A 21739-nucleotide genomic window follows, 5' to 3' on the forward strand; every position below is an offset into this window, starting at 1 on the left:
GGGCAGAGCATGGAAACCCTCGACTATCGATTCGAAGGACACACCGCAGTGCAGTTCCCGCGCGATGCGGTGCTGGTCGGCGTGCTGGCCTCGGGCAACCTGGAAATCCTGCTGGAACCGGCCGCGCTGGACGGTGCGATGAGCGTGCGCATCATCACTGCCGCACGCGGCTTCGGCACGGTGTGGCAGGCGGTGATTGCCGATTTCGCCCGCCGCCATCCCCTGCGCGATGTACGCGTGTCGATCAACGATGCCGGCGCCACCCCGGCGGTGGTCAGCCTGCGCCTGGACCAGGCCGTGGAAACTCTGCGTGCTGGAGGCCAGCCATGAGCCTTGCCCCGCGCCACAGCTATTACGAAGCCGATGCGCGCGCGCGTCTGGCCGGACTGCTCGATGCGGGCTCCTTCCACGAATTCCTCGGTCCGGCCCGACGCGTCATCAGCCCCCACCTGGCACAGTTGGACCAACCCGCCGCCTTCGACGATGGCATCGTTGTTGGCGAGGCAACAGTGCGCGGCAAACGCGTGCTGGTGGCGGCGCAGCAGGGCGAATTCATGGGCGGCGGCGTAGGCGAGGTGCACGGCGCCAAGCTGACCGGCCTGCTGCGTCGCGCCGCGCAGACCCGGCCCGATGGCGTGCTGCTGCTGCTCGATACCGGCGGCGTGCGCCTGCATGAGGCCAATGCCGGGCTGATCGCCATTTCCGAGATCATGCGTGCCACGTTGGCTGCGCGCGCGGCAGGCGTGCCGGTGCTGGCATTGATCGGCAGTGGCAACGGCGCCTTCGGCGGCATGGGCATCGTCGCCCGCTGCTGCAGTACGGTCATCATGTCCGAAGAGGGCCGGCTGTCGCTGTCCGGCCCGGAGGTGATCGAAACCGTACGCGGCGTAGAAGAGTTCGACTCGCGCGACCGCGCGCTGGTGTGGCGGGTGACCGGTGGCAAGCACCGCTACCTGATTGACCAGGCCCAGGTGCTGGTACCCGATGCGATCAGCGCGTTCGCCCAGGCTGCGTTCGAGGCGCTGCAGGCAGACATCCAAAGCGCCGATCCTGATGCCGCGCTCGCGGCCCTGCAGGCACGCCACGCGGCGCTGAAGGCGCGCGTGGATGCCTGGGGTGACTGCACCGATGGCCTGCAGATCTGGGCGCGCCAGGGCATTGCCGACCCGGAGCGCTTGCCGCTGCTGGAAACCGATGCCTTCCTTGCCGCCACCGCGCACCGGAGCCTGCCATGACTGCGCCCCTGCACACCCTGCTGGACGCGTTGTTCCCGCAGGGGCACACCATCGCCGTGGAGGATTCGGTGCTGACCGGTACGGCCACCACCGCTGACGGCGTAGTGACCGTTATCGGCACCACCGACAAGATCGAAGTAGGTGTGGACCATGCGTGGGCCTTGGCAGATACGGTGCTGGCCAGCACCACCGCCTACCCGCAACGCGCGATCGTGATGCTGGTCGATACCGCGGGCCAGCGCCTGGCCCGCCGCGATGAACTGCTGGGCATCAACGGCTACTTCGCGCACCTGGCGCAGACGCTGGATCTTGCCCGCCGTCGCGGCGCGCGCCTGATCACCCTGGTCTACGGCGAATCGGTCAGTGGCGGCTTCCTCTCGTTCGGGCTGATGGCCGACCACATCCATGCCCTGCCCGATGCACAGGTGCGGGTGATGGACCTGCGCGCGATGGCACGGGTGACCAAGCAGCCGCTGGAAAAACTGCAGGCGTTGAGCCAGACCTCGCCGGTATTTGCACCGGGCGTGGAGAACTATGTGGCGATGGGTGCAGTGGAGTCGCTGTGGGACGGCGACCTTGCGCAGCATCTGCTGCAGGCGCTGCGCGCACCTGCCGACTGCGACCGGCGTGCCATTCTGGGTGCCGAACGCGGTGGACGCCTGCTGGCCGCGCAGGTCGTGGAAGCGGTGAGCCACGGCAATGCCTGAGCATCCCGCCCGCCACATGCTGGTCTGGCTGTCGGCCCACGCCGATTGGCGCGCCGACGTGGCTACGCAGGAGCCGCGCCTTGCCGCGTGGTTCGCGCAGGGCCTGCCGGCGATGGTGGCGCGGCGCGCGGCCGATGACCCCGATCCGCGCCTGCGGTTGGGCGTGCCGCTGCCACCGGCCGACGGCAAGCAGCGATTGGCCCTGCGCGTTGCCCTGCAGGATGTTGAGCGTGTGCAGGAACCGCCGACCTTAGCAGAGCTGCTTTCGGTGACTGATCCCATCATTGCCCCCGGCTGGCATGCGCCGCTGCAGGCACTTGCGGCCATCGCACCAGCGCGCGTTTTTGGTGCATTCGCCTGGCAGCATCTGACCGGCCTTGCCTATGTGCATGACCACTCCGACATCGATCTGCTGTGGCAGGTTGCCGATGCCGCGCAGGTTGATGCGCTGATTGCGCAACTGCGCCACTGGGAGAGCCAGCATCCCCATCGGGTGGACGGCGAACTGTGCCTGCCCGATGGCGGTGCGGTGAACTGGCGCGAATACGCCGGCCCCACCCGCGAAGTGCTGGTGAAGCGCCTTGAAGGCGCCGCGCTGGAACCTCGTATATCGCTGTTCACTGCGGCAAGAGCGGCGGCATGAACGCCGTCGTGCGCCTATCGACGCCCACAACCGCGCAGGTCGACAGCGCGCGTCTGGGCCGCTTGGCGGTCGCCAGCCTGCACACCGAACTGGCCTGTGCGCCCAAGCCCGGCCTGGTCACACCGTTCGACAGCGGCAGCCATGACGATATGGATGCAGGCACGTTCCTGCGCAGCCTATTTGCGCTGCGCCACTATTTCACTGCGGTGGCGCGGGAGGGCGCGGCAGGCGCACCGTTCGCGGTGCTGCGCGCACACGGCATCGCCGCCGAAGCAGCGATGCTGCGCGCCACCGGCGGCATCAACACCCATCGCGGCGCGATCTTCAGCCTTGGCCTGCTGGTGGCTGCCTCGGCAGCGTGCCGACGTAAGCAGGGCCACGCCCCGTCCGGTGCCCAGGTATGCCTGGCAGTACGGCAGTGGAACGATGCACTGGCAGCAGCACCATTGAATGCAGACAGCCCCGGCCAGCGCGCGCGAACGTTGCATGGCGTGGCCGGTGTGCGCGAGCAGGCCGCTGCCGGCTACCCCATCCTGCGCGAACTGGCATTGCCCACCCTGCGCCACGCGCTGGGCAGTGGCCTGCCTGCCCATGCCGCGCTGTGCCACACGTTGATGCAGCTCATCGCGCAGGTGGATGACCTCAACCTGCTGCACCGTGGCGGCGCCGATGGCCTGCGCTGGGCGCAGCAGCAGGCCGCCGCCTTCCTTTCCTGCGGCGGCGCATTCGCACCGGATTGGCACACGCGTCTGCACGGCATCGGCGATGCCTTCGCCGCACGCCGGCTCAGCCCGGGCGGCAGTGCAGACCTGCTGGCCTGCGCATGGTTTCTGCTGCAGCAGGAGGGCGCATGAGCCTGGCCCTGCTCTGCCCCGGACAAGGTGCACAGCATCCGGCGATGTTCGACCGCGTGCGCGATGTTGCCGCCGCGCGCCCCGTGCTGGAGGCGGCCAGCGCCGTGCTGGGCCACGACGTGATCGCTGCCGCAGCACGCGACAACCGCTTTGACAATGCGCAGGCCCAGCCGCTGCTGTGTGCGGCAATCCTGGCGCACTGGCAGGGCCTGCGTGACGCCCTGCCCGCTCCGCTGCTGGTGGCCGGTTACAGCATCGGCGAGCTGGCCGCGCATTCGATCGCTGGCAGTTTTGATGCAGGCACCTGCCTGGCCCTGGCAGTACAGCGTGCACGGCTGATGGACGCTGCAAGCCCGGCCGATGCGGGCATGCAGGCGGTGCTGGGGCTGGATCGCCGTGCGCTGCAGCCGTTGTGCGATGCCCGGGGTGCGCACGTGGCCATCGCCAACGGCCACGACCATTTCATCGTGGGCGGCAGGCTGCCCGCGCTGCATGCGCTGGCTACCGCAGCGCTTGCGCAGGGCGCCGAAGTAAAGCCCCTGCCGGTGCATGTGCCGGCGCACACGCCGCTGTTGTCGGCGGCCGTTGCATCGTTTGCCGATGCGCTGCGGGCGGCCGCGCTGCAACCGCCCCGCCTGCCGCTGCTGGCCGGCATCGACGCCCGCCCGGTACGCGATACCGCTGCTGTGGTGCACACCCTGTCAGCGCAGCTGGCGCAGACCATCGAGTGGGCGCAGGTGATGCGCCAGGCCTTCGAGCGCGGCGCGCGGGTGTTCCTGCAGTTGGGTCCGGGCAACGCACTGGCGCGCATGGTTGCACCGGCCTATCCGTGCTGCGAAGTCCGTGCGGTGGAAGAGTTCCAGAGCCTGGAAGGGGCGGCGGCGTGGGTCCGCAGCGCGCTGCAGCGGCAGCAGTAACGGGTTTGAGCAGTACGTAACGCGCAGTACGTAACAGGCCATACCCGTGGATGGCGGGCTTCCATCCGTGCAGTACGCGAATCAGGTGTCTGGGAGGGCGCATGAGTCCACAAATTGCAACGATCATCGGTCTGGTGATCATGTTCATCGTCGCCACCGCCATGCCGATCAACATGGGCGCGGTTGCCTTCGCGCTGGCCTTCATCATCGGCGGCCTGTGGGTCGACATGGGCGGCAAGGAGGTCCTTGCCGGGTTCCCGGGTGACCTGTTCCTGACCCTGGTCGGCATCACCTACCTGTTCGCCATTGCGCAGAAGAACGGCACCATCGACCTGCTGGTGCATTGGGCGGTGAAAGCGGTGCGCGGCCATATCGTGGCCATTCCGTGGGTGATGTTCATCATCACCGCCGTGCTTACCGCCTTTGGTGCGCTCGGCCCGGCAGCGGTAGCGATCATCGGCCCGGTCGCGTTGCGCTTTGCCAAGCAGTACAACATCAACCCGCTGATGATGGGCCTGCTGGTGATCCACGGTGCGCAGGCGGGTGGTTTTTCGCCGATCAGCGTGTACGGCAGCATCACCAACGGCGTGGTGCAGAAGGCCGGCCTGGAAGTGACCGAGATGGCGGTGTTCCTCACCAGCCTCGGTTTCAACTTCATGATGGCCACGATCTGCTTCTTCGCCTTCGGCGGCATCGCGCTGCTGCGGCGTGGTTCGATCACCGCTGCAGGTGCGGTGGGTGGCGGCGAGCTGGCAATGGCCGGTGGTCCGCTGGCGTCGTCGCGGCAGTTCGCCATCGAAGGCCACGGCGCACTGGTCGCCGCTGGCGGCGGCACGTTGTCCAACGATCCGGCCGCGCTGGATGCAGTGGGCCTGACCCGCGAGCGACTGTTCACCTTCATCGGTCTGCTCGGCCTGGGCGTGGCGGCGTTGATCTACAACCTCAACGTCGGCCTGGTGTCGATCACCGTGGCAGTGGTGCTGGCGCTGCTGTCGCCGCAGAGCCAGAAGGGCGCGGTGGATGGCATCAGCTGGTCCACAGTGCTGCTGATCTGCGGAGTGGTCACCTACATCGGCGTGCTGGAACACGCTGGTGCGGTGGACTTCATCGGCCACGGTGTTTCCAGCATCGGCATTCCGCTGCTGGGCGCGCTGCTGGTCTGCTACGTGGGCGGCATCGTCTCTGCGTTTGCCTCGTCGGCGGCGGTACTGGGCGCCACGATTCCGCTGGCGGTGCCGTTCCTGATGCAGGGGCACCTGAGTGCGGCGGGTGTGATCTGCGCGCTGGCGGTGTCTTCCACCATCGTCGATGTCAGCCCGTTCTCGACCAACGGCGCGCTGGTGGTGGCCTCGGCCGCGAAGGAAGAGCGTGAAACGCTGTTCCGCCGCTTCCTGATCTACAGCGGCCTGGTGGTGGCATTTGGCCCGCTGCTGGCCTGGCTGGTGTTCGTGGTGCCGGGCTGGATGTAACCACCCAACGGTAGTGCCGGCCGCTGGCCGGCCCTACCTGGCGGTACACTTCCTCCATGGCCATTGCTCCCGCCCCGCGTTCACCGAAAAAGCGTGCCCCTCTGTACGAAGAGGTGGCCGAACACGTGCGCGAGCGGATCTACGACTATCGCCTGCCGCCGGGCGAGTGGATCGACGAGCCCGCGCTGTGCGAGGAACTGGCCATCAGCCGCACGCCTTTGCGCGAAGCGCTGAAACTGCTGGCCGCCGAGGGCCTGGTGCAGATCGACGCCGGCCGTGGCAGCCGCGTCACCCGCCTTACCCTGGAAGACCTCAACCAGCTGTTCCCGGTGATGGCGATGCTGGAAGGCCGCTGCGCCCATGAAGCGGTCAAGCACATCGACGATGCCGGTGTGCAACTGCTGGAAGATCTGCATGCGGCAATGGAAGCGGCCGCTGCCAGCGGCAACATTGCCGAGTACTACCGCAACAACTATCTGATCCACGAGACGGTGCAGCACTACGCCGGCAACCCCTGGCTGATCCGCATCACCCACGACCTGCACCGCATCCTGAAGATGCACCGTGGCCGCCAGTTGCTGACACCGGGGCGCACCGCGCAATCGCTGGCCGAACACCAGGAACTGATGGACTGCTTCCGTCGCCGCGATGCGGCCGGCGCCGAGCGCACCATGGAGCGGCACCTGCTGAGCCAGGGCCAGGCATTGGCTGCTTACGTGGCCGGTGGCGGGTTGTTGAACGTGCCGGCGCCGTTGCCGACCGCGGGCGGCGGCTGAGTTCATGGGGTTGCCGGCCAGCGGCCGGCACTACCGGGGCATGACCTGGCACACAACCCGGAACGCCACCTCAATCGCTGCCGCAGCTTCCACCGTCACCACCACCGCCATCGCTGCTGCAGTCCGCGCTGCTGAAGCTGTGGCTATGACTGTTGTGGCTGTCGCCAGAGGAGGCGCCTGCGGAATCGTAGGCACCGACCGCGCTTCCGTCGGCTCGCCCCGTTGATCCGTCTGCAGTGGCCATCGCCATGCACACGATCGCCCCTACCAGCGGCAGCAGCCAGACCACCAGCAGCTGACCGGCACGGCTGCCACCGCCCAGGTCGTCGCGGCGCAGCACCACGAACGAGGCCACCAGATTCAGCCCCAGCACCAGGGCGATCAATACGAGGGTCACCACCAGCATGGCGCAGCTCCTTGAGCGAGTGGGCATACCTACCGCGACTGATCCATTGGTTGCAGCGCGGGCTTTTCATCGAATTTCAGTTCGAAGAAATATTCTGCAGGGCTAGGGAGAACTGTTGACCAGAAACCATCTTGCGCCAGCCGGATATCCTCCGGTTCGCTTGGCAAGTCAAGATGTCCGATATAGCAGCTGATAGCTTCTGACCTGCCTCTTGTGCACCTTTCCACCTCTAGCTACTTCGACCCATCACGCAGACTTCTGACAATCCTATTCCAGTAGCGCACCGCCTCAAAATGCTGCTCTCTCGTCAACCAAATTTTATTCTCAGGGCTGACCGGATCACCGCCGACGATAGCGGGTTTAAGCTCGAACAGCTCCATGCCTTTAGGGCGTAAGTGCTTACCCAGGTCAATCACTCTGCTCTGCCAATTGAGCAAATAAACCGGGAAGGTCGGCTGCTACCAAGATGGCATATTGACGTTCCATTCCTATAAACGGAATCTTAACCACCGGAATCGTCGCATCCCATATGTCAAATCCATACGCTTCCCCTCCGCCGTTGGAGCCGAACAAAAATACACCGGGCGCATCTGTCTCGACCTCATATTCACGATTGAAATCAACCAGCTCTTCTGCTTTCCAGAAAATGGTGTAGTTATCGCCAATGAATCCTTCGCCGCCGTCGTGAATCTTAAGGAATTCAATGTAGCTCTCAGGGAGTGCCGCTCCCAATTCTTTTGACAGGCCATCAATAGTCGAAAGTTGAGCTGGACCATTGAGTTGCCCTTCTGTTAGTTGATATTTCATAGCTATTTTCCTAAATCTCTCTGCAATTGCTTCCACCAAGGAGTTACCTGCTGCCGATGAGCCAGGTGCGCTCTTCAAATACGGAACTGCTGCCGTTCTCTGCATAGTAGGTGTCGGCAATGCAAAGTGGCACTGGCTCGTCATCAATGAAGATGGTTCGGAGTCTGCCAGGACAGCCCTCAAACGGTTCCGGTCGATACCCTGCCTTGAAGGCGATGATATGCCCCACCGGCGCCCCAGTTCGCCCTGCCTGTCATGAAGATGGGACAATGTAGGGCGCGCCGGCCTGCCCCCAGGGGCCGCCGGCCCCCCTGCATCACACGGAAGAAGAAGAACAACAACATGTTGAAAGTCATTTTTGATACCGATCCGGGCGTCGACGACGCGCTGGCTCTGCTGTACCTGCACAAGCACCCGCAGATCGACCTGATCGGCGTCACCACCACCTTCGGCAACGCCTCGGTGGAATCGACCACCCACAACGCGCTGTACCTGAAGCAGGCCTGGGGCTTCACCGCGCCGGTCGCGCGCGGTGCCGAAGGCCCGCTGCAGCCCGACGCCACCCCGGAAACCTGGCCGGTGCACATCCACGGGCACAACGGCCTGGGCAACCACCCGGTGCCGGAAACCCTGGACGTGGCGGTGGACCCGCGCACGGCCGCGCAGCTGATCATCGACCTGGTCCGCGCCCATCCGGGCGAAGTGACCCTGGTCGCGGTCGGCCGCATGACCAATCTGGCCCTGGCCCTGCAGCAGGCACCGGACATCGCCGGCCTGGTGCGCGGCGTGGTACTGATGGGCGGCGCCTTCCACGTCAACGGCAACATCACCCCGGCCGCCGAGGCCAACATCTGGGGTGACGCCGAAGCGGCCGACATCGTGTTCACCGCGCAGTGGCCGGTCACCGCCATCGGCCTGGACGTGACCACCCGCGTGGAAATGAACCGTGATGGCCTGGACAAGCTTGCTGCGATCGGTGGTGCCGATGCCGAGCTGGTGCGTGCGCTGTCGCAGGATTACGTGGACTTCTACCTGCAGGCCGGCCACAAGGGCATGGTCGTGCACGACTGCTGCGCCTGCATCGCGCTGACCCGCCCGGAGCTGTTCCAGTTCGAGCGCGCCAGCGTGCGCGTGGCCACCGACGGCGTCGCCCGCGGCATGACCATTCCGAAGCCGGAAGGCATGGGCTTCGGCCCCAGCGTGTGGGATGGCCACGTACTGCAGTCGATTGCCATTGGCGTCGATGCGGCCGCGGTACTGGCCGACATCGAGCAGACCCTGAAGGTCTGACCGGTTAGCGCTTGGCCCTGCCCGGGACCGTCTCGGGCAGGGTCCACAACACCGGCAGCACCAGTACCGCCACCAGCGCGATCATCGCGCCCGGCGCCGCCGCCCAGCCGCTGCGTTCCACCCACCATTGCGCCAGCCAGGGTGTTGCACCGCCAAAGAATGCAGTGGCCATGGTCACACCCAGTGCCAGCCCGCTTACGCGGCCTTCGCCGGGAAATTGCTCGGCGGTGGCCGGCGCCGCCACCGCGCTCACTCCACCGGCTACGCACGCCAGCAGCACCGCGGCCAGTGCGATGCCCACCGCCGTCGCCTGCGCCATCCACGCAAACAGGGACAGCGGCAACAGCGCTGCCAGCACGGTCAGACCCAACAGCATCGGCCGACGCCCGAAGCGGTCGGACAACGCCCCACACAGCGGCGTGATCGCGATCACCGCCACCGCTGCAATCGTCGACAACCACAGTGCGTCCCCCTCGTCGTGGCCCCGTGCATGCAGGAATGCGGGTACATAGGTGATGCCCACGTAGTAGGTGATCGAGCCCAGCGCCGAGATCGCGAACGTGCGCGCCACCGCCAGCGGATGGTTGCGCAGGACATGGCGAAGCGGCGTGGCCGGAATGCTGCCCTCGCGTCGCTGACGCTCGAACTCCGGCGACTCGTGCATGCCCGAGCGTGCAATCAGGATCACCAGTGCGAGCGCGGCACCGAAGAAGAACGGAATACGCCAGCCCCAGCTGTCCAGCTGCGCGATGGGCAGCAGCGCAACCGTCAGTGCGGAGATCGCCACCGCCAGCAGCGCGCCCACCTCACTGGCCGCCGAGGCCAGTGAGGTCACCAGGCCACGCCGCCGCGCTGGCGCGCTTTCCAGCAGGTACGCCACCACGCCGGTGTATTCACCGCCCACCGAGAACGCCATCACGCAGCGCAGTATCAGCAGCAGCACGCCCGCCGTGGTGCCTGCCATGGCCGCGGTCGGCAGCAGCGCAGTGGCCAGCATTGCCGCTGCCATCAACGCCATCGAGGCCAGCAGCATCCAGCGTCGGCCCAGGCGATCGCCCAGGTGACCAAAGCACAGTGCGCCCAGTGGACGCATCAGATAGGACACCGCAAACCCGGCAAGGGTGACCAGCATCGCCTCTTTGCCGCCGCCGAAGAACACCCGCGACAGCACCGTGGCGAAGTACAGGTACAGGGTGAAGTCGTACCACTCCACTACCGTGGACAGGCCCGCCACCCACATCGAGCGCTGCCGCGCCGCGGTCATTGCGTGCTTTCCTTCATCGCCGCAGGGTGTCATGCCGCCAGTGACGATGCAGTAGATCCACGCCATGCGTGGATGCCCCGGAGGGGAAGCAGTAGATCCACGCCATGCGTGGATGTCCCCCTGGGCAAACGGGGTCAGAGCCCTTTGCCGCTGGCAAAGGGATCCGACCCCACTCTGTCACGGCGCGCGACGCAGCGTGATCAACGTGATCTCCGACGGCACCCCGATGCGCGCCGGGAAACCGGCCCAGAGGCCAGCCCCGTTGCTTACGTACAGCGTCATCCCATCCACGTCGTAGCGGCCGGACACAAAACCGCCATTGGCTCGCTTCACCAGCTGGGCCATGCCGATGATCTGCCCGCCGTGGGTATGCCCGGACAACTGCAGCTTCACCCCACGCGCGGCTGCGTCGCGCGCATTGCGCGGGCGATGATCCAGCAGGATCACCGGCGCAGCGGCATCGGCGCCCTTCAGTGCCGCCTCCAGATCCGGCAGCGGCAGGCCATAACGCGCCGCCACCGGGTCGGTCACCCCAGCGATGGTCAGCGCCGCATCGCCGCGCCGCACCTGCATGTGGCTGTTCTCCAGCACCTGCATGTGCAGCGCGCGGAACGCCTGCATCCACTCCTGATACTGCGCGTAGTACTCGTGGTTGCCGGTGATGGCAATGACACCGTCCGGTGCATGCAGGTCAGCCAACGGGCGCGCGTCCTCGCGACGCGCCTCGACGCTGCCGTCGATCAGATCGCCGGTGATCACGATCAGGTCCGGCGTCAGTGCGTTGCTCTCGTCCACTACCTTGCGCACCCAGTCGCCGGTCAGCAGGCGGCTGGCATGGATGTCGGTCAGCTGCAGCACGCGATAGCCGTCGAACGCAGCCGGCAATCCGGCGATGCTCACCTCGATCTGCCGGGGCTTGGGTACCGCCATGCCCTGGCTGACGCCATAGCCACTGACCAACAGGGCGAGCATGCCGGCCGCCGGTCGCAGAGTCCGCGTGCGCAATGCGGCTACCGCGCGTGGCCAGCGCAGCAGGCGGGAAGCGAGCAGGCTCACGTCCAGCGCCAGCATCAGCAACGCGAGCAGCAACACCGCCGTGGAGCCGGTGGCCAGCGTGGCGATGGCCAGCTTCGGTATCTCCGGCGAGGCCATCGTGCCCCAGAACATGGCGACGATGCGCAGCTGCACGGCCACGCCCACCAGCAGCAGCGACAGCACGACCTTCATCCAGATGGGCATGCGCAGTGGCCAGAACAGGCGCCAGGCCACATACAGGCCCATCAACAAGCCGATCGTACTCAGCACTGCAACCATCCGGGAAAGAAAGCGGGCCCGCCATGGTGACGGTTGCGGGAGGTGTTGTGTAGAGCCGAGCCTGCGCTCGGCTTCTCAAAATGCAGCCGAGCATGGGCTCGGCTCTACAACGAGGCGTTGGTCAAGCCGTTCCGTCGATGCGTTCCACGCGCAGGCGGGCGATACGACGCTTCTCCATCGCCAGTACGGTGATGCGTACATCCGCAATTTCCACCGCATCACCAATGTCCGGCAGGCGCCCCAGACGCTCCAGTACCAACCCGGAGATGGTCATGTAGTCGGCACTGCGCGGCAGCGATACACCGGCCAGGCGCTGCAGATCGTCCAGGGTCAACGCGCCATCGGCCTCCCAGCAACTTTCGCCCTGCGCGACCACGCCATAGCGTTCGTCCTGGGTGTCGACCAGGTCACCGGCAATGGCCGCCAGCAGATCGTTGGCGGTCACCAGGCCTTCCACGCTGCCGTACTCGTCCACCGCCACCGCCAGCGGCACCGGGTGCTGGCGGATCAGTTCCAGCGCCTGCAGCGCACTGGCGCTGGACAGCACGTACTGCGGCTCGCGCAGATTGCCTTCCAGCTGCAGCGGCTTGCCCTGCAGCAGATCGGCCAGCAGATCGCGGCTCTGTACCACGCCGCGCAGGCTGTCCAGATCGCCGTCGCCCACCAGCAGCCGGGTGTGCGGTGACGCCACCAGGCGTGCCACCACATCCTCCTCGCCGCGCGCCAAGTCGATCCACTGCACGTCTGCGCGCACGGTCATCACACTCGACACCGGTCGATCGGCCAGGCCCAGCACACTGCGGATCATCTCGTGCTCGGCCGGCTGCAGGCGTTCTTCAGCGTCTACGTGTTCGTCGGCGTTTTCGTCATCATGGCCGTTGGCCGGACGCGCGCCGAGCATCCGCAGCACCGCGTCAGCGGTGCGCTGGCGGAACGGCTGGCGACGCTCATTGCGCTCGCGATTGAAGCGCACCCACTGGTTGAACGCCTCGACCAGGATCGAGAAGGCAATGGCCGCGTACAGGTAGCCCTTCGGAATCTTGTAGCCCAGGCCCTCGGCCACCAGGCTGAAACCGATCATCAGCAGGAAGCCCAGGCACAGCACCACCACCGTGGGATGCTTGTTGACGAAGCGGGTCAACGGCTTGCTGGCCACCAGCATCAGCGCCATCGCAATGGTCACTGCGGCGTACATCACGCCGAGGTTGTCGACCATGCCGACCGCGGTGATCACCGAGTCCAGCGAGAACACCGCATCAAGCACCACGATCTGTGCCACCACCATCGCGAAGCTGGCGTAGACCTTCTTGCCATCCTCGTGATGCTCGCGGCCTTCCAGACGCTCGTGCAGTTCCATCGTGCCCTTGAACAGCAGGAACAGGCCACCGCCCAGCAGGATCAGGTCACGCCCGGAGAAGCTGTGGTCGAACAAGGTGACCAAGGGTTCGGTCAGTTTCATGATCCAGGCCAGCGCGGCCAGCAGCACCAGCCGCATCAGCAGGGCCAGTGCCAGGCCGATCACCCGCGCGCGGTCACGCTGGTGCGGCGGCAGTTTGTCGGCAAGGATCGCGATGAACACCAGGTTGTCGATGCCGAGAACGATCTCCAGCACGACCAGGGTTGCAAGGCCCATCCATATCGAGGGGTCAGCCAACCATTCCATTTCAGGTCCGTTTCGTCAGTAGGTAAGGGAAAAGGGAAACCACTCAGTCAGCGTCCTGCGCCTGCATCGGGTCATGCCCGAGCAGGTCGCCGGGCGTGCACTGCAGCTCACGGCAGATCGCATCCAGCGTGGAAAAGCGGATGGCGCGCGCCTTGCCGGTCTTCAGGATGGACAGGTTGGCCAGGGTGATGTCGATGCGCCCGGCCAGCTCGGACAGTGTCATGCCCCGCTCCTGCAGCATGCGGTCCAGGGTAATGACGATCGCCATCAGTGCAGGCTCATCAGATCAGACCATCCAGGTCATCACGCATCGCCGCACCCACCGCGAACACGCGTGCCAGCACGAACAGCATCAGCACCGCGACCAGGCCAGTGATCGACATGCCGCCGCCAACCTCCATCCAGGTGAAGTCCGGCCCCATCCACGCCGCGTAGGCACCGATCAGGATCGACAGCAGTTCCATCGCCAGCATCAACCACGCCATGCGCTGCAGGCGCTGCGCATTGGCGTGGGTGAACGGGCGCTCGCGCGCCGCCGATTGCAGCAACCGCAGCAGGTGGCGCAGGAACACCAGGCACAGCACCAGCAGCGCGACAATCGCACCCAGGCCCAGGCAGAAATGCAGGAACAGGTCGTTGCCATGCGCGGCCGCGGCATTGGCGTCGTGGACGCTGTCGAGCAGCCAGCGGCGGTCGTGGGCGACCAGCGGTACCGCCAGCAGTGCGGCCAGGATGCCCAGCCAGCACATCGCCCGCACGGCCTGTACGGCGGCCTGGGCCAGGGTGAACAAGCCTCGCGCGGGTCTGGCGCGGGCGGGACGAGCGGTCAAGCGGCCTCCGGCATTGGGGTGGCCTCGCCGCCCCGGGGTGGATTTATCGATAAACGATATACCACATGCCGTGTGAAAGGCTGAATCGCGAGCGTGGCCCCAGTCAGGACCCAGGCACGCCCTGCTCCAGCATCGCCTCGCCCGGGGTTGCCGATGCCATCGCCTGCACCCCGGCTTCGGCGGCCTGCCGCGTGACCAGACGGAAACGCACCTGCAGCCTGCCCTGCCCCGGCATGGCCCAGCCGTACTGGATGGCCACCTGATCGGCCGACAGTGGCCCGCGCCCTGGCAGCGACCGCACCTGCAACGGCTTCGGTGCGGCCTGCACCAACCGTGCGAATCCCTTCTGCACCAATGCCGCGTCGGCTTTCTCCGCATACACCGTGCAGGTGCCATCGTCGGCCCAGCTCACTGCATAGCGGCCACTGGCCAACGGCACCATCCAGGCCACACCCGGCTGCCCCTGCAACAGCGTGGCCGCTTCGGCAGGCTGCAACGGCGACAGTCCATTGGATTCCATCAGCGACTGCAGCCGCGCCGGGGCACCGATGTGCTGCATGCAGGCGGTATCGAACAGTTCGCTGAAGGGGTCCTGTGCAGTGACTTTGGCCTTGGGCGCGCGCGCAGGCTGTGCCACTGCCAGGGTAGGCAGCAGGGCCAGGGCCAGCCAGAACGCAGGGCGCATCGGAACTCCAGGGACGGGAAGCAGCAGGGAGGATGGCAAAGGGCATGCAGGCCATGCAACTGGCCGATGCTTGACAGCCGGAGGCGGCGGGAGGACTATTAATTAACGAATTAGTTAATTAGATCGCCATGGACCGTATCTTCGAAGCCCTCGCCTCCACCGCCCGCCGGCAGATCCTGGCCTACCTCAGCGCCGGTGAGCTCAGTGCGGGCGAACTGGCCGAGCGCTTCGATTTCAGCAAGCCAGCATTGTCCAGCCATCTGCGCATCCTCGAGGAAGCCGGGTTGATCGAACGCGAGAAGCGCGGCCAGTTCGTGTACTTCCGGCAGGTGCCCGACCGCCTGGCCAATACGCTGTTCTCCTGGGCCGCTGAAGTCTGCCCGGTCGGCGGCCCGCTCAAGCGCGAAGCGCGTGCCCGCCGCAAGTCCCCTGCCCGCTGAGCATCCCTGCCAAGGAGCGCGACCATGCCTGGCTCGACCCGTGACCGCCGTTCGTTTCCAGCTGTCCAGCTTCCCGCCCGGGAAGGAGCCAGTCCGACCGAAGTCACGTTGATCGCGCAATTGGGCATCGGCGCTGGTGATGCGCTGATCGGCGACGCCAGCCAGCGCCAACGCCACCACCCGGCCTTCATCGATGCGCTGGATGAACCCTCCGCGCGGCTGGGCGGCATGCATCTGCAACAGGACGACCCATCCTCGCTGTACAGCTTCTCTGTCGGAGCCGGTGGCCATCCGTTCCATCGCCATGCCGGCCCCCGCATGTTCACCGCCATTGCCGGCAGCGCCGGCGCCGAGCTGCGCTTCGCCAGCGCTTCCGACGCACAGCTGGCGAGCGACCCTGGCGTCTTCGCACGCACGCTGCGGCGTATCCGTATACCGCCGGACTGCCTGTTCACCGTGCGCTTCGGTGGCGGGACGTGGCACCAGTTCGCATCGAACCATCGCGCACACCCCGCGCTGTTCGCGTTGTCGTGCCACAGCAATGAACTGGCCGGTGCGATGAGCGAGCACACCCGTGCGCAGGTACGGTGCAATGCCGCCGACATTCCCAGCCTGACCGATGTGCTGCCGGAAGCATGTTGGCCGACGGCCGCCGCACTGGCGGCCACGCCGCTGGTACAGCTGTCACTGCAGGCGGCGCCCCCCAGCCTGCGCGCTCGACTGTGCGCGCGCACCCGTGCAATGTTCGGCCCGCTGCGGCGGATCGCATTGCAGCCGCTGCGCGGATTCGTCGAACGCGCTACGCCGGCCTATCCCATCCAATCGCAGATGCCACCCAGCGACGGCCTGCTGGCCACCGCGCTGCCGCTCAGCCACTACCACGACCTGACGACGCTGCAGCTGGACCGCAGCCACGTACTCCACCGTTCTGCGTCGGCACTGCTGGCCGACGTACTGGAAGGCTTCCTGCGCAATCCACCCACCGGCGTGGGCCGTTTGATGGCGCTGCGCAACCGTCTGGTTGCGCCATTGCGACTACGCACCTCACCGCTGGGTTGCCCGATTTCGTCGCTGCTGTCCAATGACCGCAGCCGGCTGTTCGCCGCCCGCTACCCGGTGCTGGATTCGCGCGTCGATGCAGATGACCACTGCGCGGAAGTCCTGCTCGGTGCCGACGATCGCCATCTGCGCTTCCGCAGCAGCGTGCGCGTGCAGCTGCATGCCGAAGGCCGTATCGAGATCAGCCTCGGTTCGCGCGTGCAGACCCACAATGCGTTCGGTCGCGTCTACATGGCGCTGATCGACAGCACCCATCGCCGCTACGTCGCACCGGCACTATTGCGGCGTGCGGTCGAGCATGCACTGGCGCCGGAGCTGGCCGACATGGATGCGTGGGTAACACAGCCGGCGCAACGGTGATACCGGCCAACGGCCGGCACTACCCCACGCTGTAGCGGTACACCAGATCGTCCGCATCGCTGCGCACGGCCTGCGCATCGAGCACGCCGCCCAGCCGCCGTGCAACGGCCTGCGACGCCACATTGTCCGGCGCCATGTAGCTGACCAGTGTCGGCAGCTGCGCCACCACGAAGGCCCAGTCGCGCAGCGCGCCGGCCGCCTCGGTGGCAAACCCCTGCCCCTCATGGCCGTCATACAGCAACCAGCCCAGCTCCTTTTCCGGGAACAACGGACCGTGGTTGATACCGACCTGGCCGATGCAGGCACCGCTGTCGCCGCGCTCGATCATCAGCGCACCGTGACCAAACAACTGCCAGCTGGCCAGGTCATGGCAGAACTGTCCCCACGCGGCAACCTCGCCGAACGGACCGCCCATGCCGCCCGCGCGCGACGATGCCAGGAACGCCGCGTAGACCTCGAAGTCTTCGAGTCGTTGCGGACGCAGGCGCAAGCGCTCGGTGTAAAGCGTGGGAATCTCAAGCATGCCGCCGCAACCTCAATACACCGCCACGTGGCCGCAGCCACGGCGCTGGGGCTGCCCTTCCATCGTCACCTGCACGCTGGCCAGCGTGTCCACGCCTTCGGCATTGCGGCACGACTCATGCTTGATCTCGACGATGGCCGGCTGCTTGTCCAGCTCACCGTTGAGCACGATCAGCGAACTGGGTGCATCGGCCGGCTGGCCGAGGTAGCGCAGCACGCCCTTGTGGGTGCGGCCATCGGCACTGAGGCTGGCGTCGTGATTGCCTTTGCCCGTGGAGGCGATCTCGATGCTCCACCCCGCGCCACCGCCGGTAAAGGCCGGCACCGGACTCAGGTCGGCAGCGATGGAGGGATGGCGAGGCGCGTCGGCGCTCGTCTGGGACGCGGTCGAAGCACAGCCGGCCAACAACCCGGCCAGCAGTGCCGTGGCAACAACGGGACGAACGATCATGGAAGGCTCCTGCAACGATCGGAGGGCCAGTCTAGGCAGGACCACGTGCGCCGGCGATGAATGCCACGATCAGCGGGCGCCACGACCGCCCCCCGCCACTCGTACCCGATCACGCCCCTGTGCCTTGGCCCGGTACATCGCCGCATCGGCGGCACGCAGCAGGCTGCGCCAACCCAGCGCGTCGGTGCCGCCCTCGGCCACGCCGAAACTGGCGGTCACCCGCAGTACGGTGCCAGCGGCCAGCACGATGTCCAACCGCTGCAGGGCCAGTCGCAACGACTCGGCCAGCTGGCGGCCACCGGCCAGATCACCGTCGGCCAGCAGCACCAGGAACTCCTCGCCACCATAACGGGCGATGCTGTCGCTGCGGCGCAGGTGCTGCTGCAGCAACTGCGCGACCTGCACCAGCACTTCGTCGCCGGCTTCATGGCCATGGCCATCGTTGATCGCCTTGAAGCGATCCACGTCCAGCAGGATCACCACTGCGCTTGCGTCGCCCCCGGCGTGTCTCTGCTGCACCACCTCGTCCAGCGCGCGCCGGTTCAACAATCCGGTCAGTTCGTCGGTGCCAGCGAGCTGGCGCAGCTCGCTGGTCAACGCCGATCGCTCGCGTGACTTCTCGCGCAGCACTTCGATGGCATCGAACAGGCGCTGCATCTCGGCCAGCGGATGGGTGACGTGCTGCTCCGGTCCCGGCGCATCCGAGGCGATCTGGATCACCTGATTCTGCGCCTGCAGCAGTGGACGCAGGATCTGCAGATGGGCAATACGCAGCGCCACGCCCAGCACCACCAGCGTGCCCAGTGCGGTGGCCACCAGCACCGCCAGTCGTGTTGCTTCGCGATTTCGGGCATCTTCAAACCGCGCGATGGACACGCTCAGATAGCCATCCCGCAACGCCTCAAGCGACTGCAGGGTCGGCACGTAGCGCGTGGTGAATTCGGCCGCAGTCCACGGCGGTGGTACGCCACGGCGGCCATCCTCGATCAGCTGCTCGATCATCGGCAGCGATTCACCGAAGAACTGCCGACGCGCCATGTCCCAGTGCCATGACAATTCCGGGTCACTGCGGAACACCGACTCATGGCTTCCCGCCAACCGCCACAGCTCCAGCAGGCGGCCCTCGGTCTGCAGCGCCGCGCGTACCTGCTCCTCGCGCCAGGCACCGGGAACGGCCACGGGTGCCATGACGTTCGAGGCGAGGCGGCCGCCATGCTCACGCAGGTCGATCAGCACCTGGCCCTGCATCGCAGGAATCGCTGCTTCACGGTCGGCGCTGACCAGCAGGTTGATCTGCGCCGAGGTCAGCAGGTGCAGGCGATCGACCACTGCGAACATGCTGTTGATTGCACGCTCCACCTCTTCCACGCGGCGTGCGTCATGGGGTTGCGCCACGACCTGGTCCACCGCGGCACGCGCTGATTGCAGGCGACGTTGCGCGTCGACCAGCAGGCCATGCGCGTCGACCACGCCCGGGTCGGCCCTGAAGACCGTATCCAGCTGCGCAAGCGCGGTATCCACGCGCCTGCGCGCGACGGCCAGGTGCGCGGCCAGCCGCGCCTGTTCAACTTCATCGACCGGATCGGCGCCGAGCAGGCTGTTGGCAGGACCGCGTTCGGCCGACGCCAGATTGGCGAGGTCGAAGGTCTGCCGCAGCTGTCGCAGGCTGGCCAGATTGTCCTCGGCAGCGGTGTAACGCAGCGTGCCCTGCACCAGGGCGATGGCCATCAACGGCAGCGTACAGACCACGAACAGCCCAGCCAGGATCCAGACCCAGGTCCGCAACCTGATGGGCGATGCCTTGCCGGCCATGCAAATTTCCCCTGACGTGCGGATCACTGTACCGGCCGGTTCCGGCAGCGCCAAGCCAGCAACGTGCGAACCGCAGGCACCGGTGTACCGCAGGCGCCGCGAACACGAGGGCCAGGGCGCCCGGGCTACGCGACCGGTTCTGAAGCGTCACTTTCCGCCCTGCTAGATCCAGCGCTGATCGACCAGTTCGCGCTTCACATAGGCGTAGAACACCGGCGCGGCCACCAGGCCCGGCAGGCCGAAGGCGGCTTCCATTACCAGCATCGCCAGCAGCAGCTCCCAGGCACGGGCCTGGATCTCGCCGCCAACGATGCGCGCGTTGAGGAAATACTCCAGCTTGTGGATCACGATCAGGTACAGCAGCGCCGCCACCGCCACATAGAACGAGACCGACAGCGCGACGATGCTGATGATGGTGTTGGAGATGATGTTGCCCACCACCGGCAGCAGGCCGGCGATGAAGGTGATCAGCACCAGGGTCTTGGACAGCGGCAGGTGCACGCCGAACAACGGCAGGACGCCCAGCAGGAAGATGGCGGTGAACACAGTATTGAGCAGCGAGATCTTCACCTGCGCGAACACCACCTGGCGGAACGCGGTGGCCAGGCGGCTGGTGCGGCCGATCAGCTCCTGCGCCAGCGGCCCCATCTTCGGCAGCGGCAGTTCGTCATACAGCGCGATCATCGCGCCCAGCACCATACCGATCAGTACGCGCACGCCCACCTGTACCACCGAAGTACCGGCGACGCCGAGCTGGCGCTGATGTTCGGCGGCCCAGTCGTTCAGTGCCGTGCGCAGCGCCGGCATGTCTTCGGGAATATAGGGCTGCAACAGCGCCGGTACCTGATGCCGCGAAGAATTGAGAATGTCCATCAGCCTGGCCAGCAGCGCGTCCGGGCCACCGGTTTCATTGCGGAAGAACGAAGCCACGCCGATCCCGGCCAGTACCAGTGCACTGATGATGACTGCCGACAGGACGATCACCGCGATCGCCCGCGCCCGTCCCGGCGGCAGCTTGCCTTCCACGGTGGAGGCCAGCAGGTGGGTCAGCTGGAACACCAGCAGGCCCGACAGCAGGGTCACCACCAGGCCCAGCTTCAACGCCAGCCACATGCCCAGCAGCATCATCAGCCAGGCCGCGATCCTCGGGACAGGGGGCTTGGGCTGGGCAACGAGCGCGTCTTGCATCAGGGCAGGTCCGGACGGGGTGGCCCATGGTAGAGGATTGCCGTGGTGATGCCGCGTGCAGGATGAATGGCCGTTACGCCGCGATTGCAGAGGCAGCCGGCCCGCATCGGGCCGCCCCCCCTCGGCTCAGGCTCGATCCAGGGCCAGGTAACGACCGGTACGCACGATCGCCTCGCGCTCGCTGAAGCTGGCCAGTGCATTGGCGATGCGTCCGCTGTCCCCCGTCGCGGCGATCTCCTGCAACGTGCGCTGCATGGCACGGATCGCGGCCCGCTGCAGGTCCGAGGGAATGATCACCAGCCGGTAGTCGAGTTCGGCCAGCCGTTGGACCGGCACCAGCGGCGTTCTGCCACTGTGGAACATGTTGATCAGCTTGGGCCCCGGCACGTGCAGCGAGATCGCCTCGATCTGCGCCAGGGTTTCCGGTGCCTCGACGAAGATCATGTCCGCACCCGCGTCCACATAGGCCTGTGCACGTTCGATGGCCGCGTCCAGGCCCTCGCAGGCGATGGCGTCGGTGCGCGCGATGATCATCAGCTCCGGATCGTTCCGTGACTGGCAGGCCACCCTGATCTTCGTGCACATCTCGCGTGCATCGATCAGCGTCTTGTCATCCAGGTGACCACAGCGCTTGGGGAAGGCCTGGTCCTCGATATGCAGCGCGGCAACCCCCGCCTTTTCGAACGCGCGCACCGTACGCTCCACATTGGCGGTGCCGCCAAAGCCGGTGTCGGCGTCGGCGATCACCGGCAGGTCGCAGGCATCGACGATCCGCTCGACCTGCGCCAGCACTTCGGTGATCCCGAGCAGTCCAATGTCTGGCACGCCGGCCGAACGCGCGATGGCGCCGCCACTGGCATACACCGCTTCGAACCCGGCCAGTTCCACCAGCCGCGCCGACAACCCGTCGAATGCGCCGGGTGCAATCACGCTGCCCTGCTGCAGCAGCGCACGCAACCGATGTGTCTTCTTCATATGATCTCCCTTCCAGGTGGACATCTGCGGTGGGATACCGATGATGTTGCCGCCACCGGCGACCGTCCAATA

At 66.4% G+C, this 21739-nt stretch carries 24 protein-coding genes; 11 read left to right on the forward strand and 13 right to left on the reverse strand.

All coding sequences use genetic code 11. The annotated features are described in order from the left end of the window. Window positions 1-9 precede the first annotated feature (9 nt). From mdcC to ABR323_RS19960, 8 genes are all read left to right on the forward strand, one after another. Window positions 10-330, forward strand: a complete 321-nt coding sequence (mdcC, locus tag ABR323_RS19925) for a malonate decarboxylase acyl carrier protein (RefSeq protein ID WP_439450542.1) — start codon at window positions 10-12, stop codon at window positions 328-330. After that, window positions 327-1235, forward strand: a complete 909-nt coding sequence (locus tag ABR323_RS19930) for a biotin-independent malonate decarboxylase subunit beta (protein ID WP_135272696.1) — start codon at window positions 327-329, stop codon at window positions 1233-1235. The genes mdcC and ABR323_RS19930 overlap by 4 nt, the downstream gene beginning before the upstream one ends. Continuing rightward, window positions 1232-1942 carry a biotin-independent malonate decarboxylase subunit gamma gene (gene mdcE / locus ABR323_RS19935; RefSeq protein WP_135272695.1) on the forward strand — a complete coding sequence of 237 codons (711 nt, stop codon included), beginning with the start codon at window positions 1232-1234 and terminating at the stop codon, window positions 1940-1942. The genes ABR323_RS19930 and mdcE overlap by 4 nt, the downstream gene beginning before the upstream one ends. Continuing rightward, a complete protein-coding gene (mdcG, locus tag ABR323_RS19940) occupies window positions 1935-2585 on the forward strand; it encodes a malonate decarboxylase holo-[acyl-carrier-protein] synthase (RefSeq protein WP_135272694.1) in 651 nt (216 codons plus the stop codon). Before mdcE ends, mdcG begins: the two co-directional genes overlap by 8 nt. Beyond that, window positions 2582-3439, forward strand: a complete 858-nt coding sequence (gene mdcB, locus ABR323_RS19945; RefSeq protein WP_135272693.1) for a triphosphoribosyl-dephospho-CoA synthase MdcB — start codon at window positions 2582-2584, stop codon at window positions 3437-3439. The genes mdcG and mdcB overlap by 4 nt, the downstream gene beginning before the upstream one ends. Then, complete coding sequence (mdcH, locus tag ABR323_RS19950) at window positions 3436-4356, forward strand: malonate decarboxylase subunit epsilon (protein WP_439450543.1); 921 nt, start codon at window positions 3436-3438, stop codon at window positions 4354-4356. Before mdcB ends, mdcH begins: the two co-directional genes overlap by 4 nt. Window positions 4357-4457: 101 nt before the next feature. Continuing rightward, window positions 4458-5825 (forward strand): SLC13 family permease, encoded by a 1368-nt coding sequence (locus ABR323_RS19955; protein WP_439450544.1) that lies wholly within the window; start codon window positions 4458-4460, stop codon window positions 5823-5825. 56 nt (window positions 5826-5881) lie between these two features. Further along, window positions 5882-6601, forward strand: a complete 720-nt coding sequence (locus tag ABR323_RS19960; RefSeq protein ID WP_439450545.1) for a GntR family transcriptional regulator — start codon at window positions 5882-5884, stop codon at window positions 6599-6601. A gap of 70 nt (window positions 6602-6671) precedes the next feature. On the opposite strand, the gene ABR323_RS19965 is transcribed toward ABR323_RS19960, so the two are convergent. Together ABR323_RS19965 and ABR323_RS19970 are read right to left on the reverse strand one after the other, a co-directional pair. Further along, window positions 6672-7007, reverse strand: a complete 336-nt coding sequence (locus tag ABR323_RS19965) for a hypothetical protein (RefSeq protein WP_439450546.1) — start codon at window positions 7005-7007, stop codon at window positions 6672-6674. Window positions 7008-7415: 408 nt separating this feature from the next. Then, window positions 7416-7814 carry an SMI1/KNR4 family protein gene (locus ABR323_RS19970; RefSeq protein WP_439450547.1) on the reverse strand — a complete coding sequence of 133 codons (399 nt, stop codon included), beginning with the start codon at window positions 7812-7814 and terminating at the stop codon, window positions 7416-7418. Between the two features lie 342 nt (window positions 7815-8156). Between ABR323_RS19970 and ABR323_RS19975 the strand changes: the two genes are divergently transcribed. Beyond that, the gene (locus ABR323_RS19975) at window positions 8157-9104 is read left to right on the forward strand and encodes a nucleoside hydrolase (RefSeq protein ID WP_439450548.1); all 948 of its coding nucleotides are present in this window, start codon (window positions 8157-8159) and stop codon (window positions 9102-9104) included. A 4-nt stretch (window positions 9105-9108) separates the two neighbouring features. Here ABR323_RS19975 and ABR323_RS19980 read toward each other — a convergent pair whose 3' ends face one another. The 6 genes from ABR323_RS19980 to ABR323_RS20005 form a co-directional block, all read right to left on the reverse strand. Then, window positions 9109-10368 carry an MFS transporter gene (locus ABR323_RS19980; protein WP_439450549.1) on the reverse strand — a complete coding sequence of 420 codons (1260 nt, stop codon included), beginning with the start codon at window positions 10366-10368 and terminating at the stop codon, window positions 9109-9111. 177 nt (window positions 10369-10545) lie between these two features. Beyond that, window positions 10546-11682, reverse strand: coding sequence for a metallophosphoesterase (locus ABR323_RS19985; protein WP_439450550.1), 1137 nt, complete (start codon window positions 11680-11682; stop codon window positions 10546-10548). Between the two features lie 121 nt (window positions 11683-11803). Next, window positions 11804-13345 (reverse strand): TerC family protein, encoded by a 1542-nt coding sequence (locus ABR323_RS19990; RefSeq protein WP_439450551.1) that lies wholly within the window; start codon window positions 13343-13345, stop codon window positions 11804-11806. Window positions 13346-13388: 43 nt separating this feature from the next. Then, on the reverse strand, window positions 13389-13613 hold the full coding sequence (locus ABR323_RS19995; protein WP_094002110.1) for a helix-turn-helix domain-containing protein: 225 nt from the start codon (window positions 13611-13613) through the stop codon (window positions 13389-13391). Between the two features lie 13 nt (window positions 13614-13626). After that, window positions 13627-14094, reverse strand: a complete 468-nt coding sequence (locus ABR323_RS20000) for a DUF2975 domain-containing protein (protein ID WP_439450584.1) — start codon at window positions 14092-14094, stop codon at window positions 13627-13629. A gap of 184 nt (window positions 14095-14278) precedes the next feature. Beyond that, complete coding sequence (locus tag ABR323_RS20005) at window positions 14279-14860, reverse strand: NMCC_0638 family (lipo)protein (RefSeq protein WP_439450552.1); 582 nt, start codon at window positions 14858-14860, stop codon at window positions 14279-14281. 122 nt (window positions 14861-14982) lie between these two features. Here ABR323_RS20005 and ABR323_RS20010 point away from each other — a divergent pair, with 122 nt between their 5' ends. Beyond that, a complete protein-coding gene (locus tag ABR323_RS20010) occupies window positions 14983-15300 on the forward strand; it encodes a metalloregulator ArsR/SmtB family transcription factor (RefSeq protein ID WP_204373517.1) in 318 nt (105 codons plus the stop codon). 24 nt (window positions 15301-15324) lie between these two features. Next, window positions 15325-16719, forward strand: coding sequence for a DUF2867 domain-containing protein (locus tag ABR323_RS20015; RefSeq protein ID WP_439450553.1), 1395 nt, complete (start codon window positions 15325-15327; stop codon window positions 16717-16719). A 19-nt stretch (window positions 16720-16738) separates the two neighbouring features. Here ABR323_RS20015 and ABR323_RS20020 read toward each other — a convergent pair whose 3' ends face one another. The 5 genes from ABR323_RS20020 to ABR323_RS20040 form a co-directional block, all read right to left on the reverse strand. Then, window positions 16739-17242: a GNAT family N-acetyltransferase gene (locus ABR323_RS20020; protein WP_439450554.1), complete on the reverse strand. Its 504-nt coding sequence runs from the start codon at window positions 17240-17242 to the stop codon at window positions 16739-16741. Window positions 17243-17254: 12 nt separating this feature from the next. Further along, on the reverse strand, window positions 17255-17692 hold the full coding sequence (locus ABR323_RS20025) for a hypothetical protein (protein ID WP_439450555.1): 438 nt from the start codon (window positions 17690-17692) through the stop codon (window positions 17255-17257). A 69-nt stretch (window positions 17693-17761) separates the two neighbouring features. Continuing rightward, the gene (locus ABR323_RS20030; protein ID WP_439450556.1) at window positions 17762-19504 is read right to left on the reverse strand and encodes a diguanylate cyclase; all 1743 of its coding nucleotides are present in this window, start codon (window positions 19502-19504) and stop codon (window positions 17762-17764) included. Between the two features lie 162 nt (window positions 19505-19666). Continuing rightward, entirely contained in the window at window positions 19667-20692 is a 1026-nt protein-coding gene (locus tag ABR323_RS20035) for an AI-2E family transporter (protein ID WP_135272676.1), read from the reverse strand. A gap of 126 nt (window positions 20693-20818) precedes the next feature. Then, window positions 20819-21667: an isocitrate lyase/PEP mutase family protein gene (locus tag ABR323_RS20040; protein WP_439450557.1), complete on the reverse strand. Its 849-nt coding sequence runs from the start codon at window positions 21665-21667 to the stop codon at window positions 20819-20821. Between the last annotated feature and the right edge of the window lie 72 nt (window positions 21668-21739).

Origin of the sequence: Stenotrophomonas sp. ATs4 (assembly GCF_051861585.1) — a bacterium.
In the GTDB taxonomy this organism is placed as follows: Bacteria; Pseudomonadota; Gammaproteobacteria; order Xanthomonadales; family Xanthomonadaceae; genus Stenotrophomonas; species Stenotrophomonas maltophilia_AS.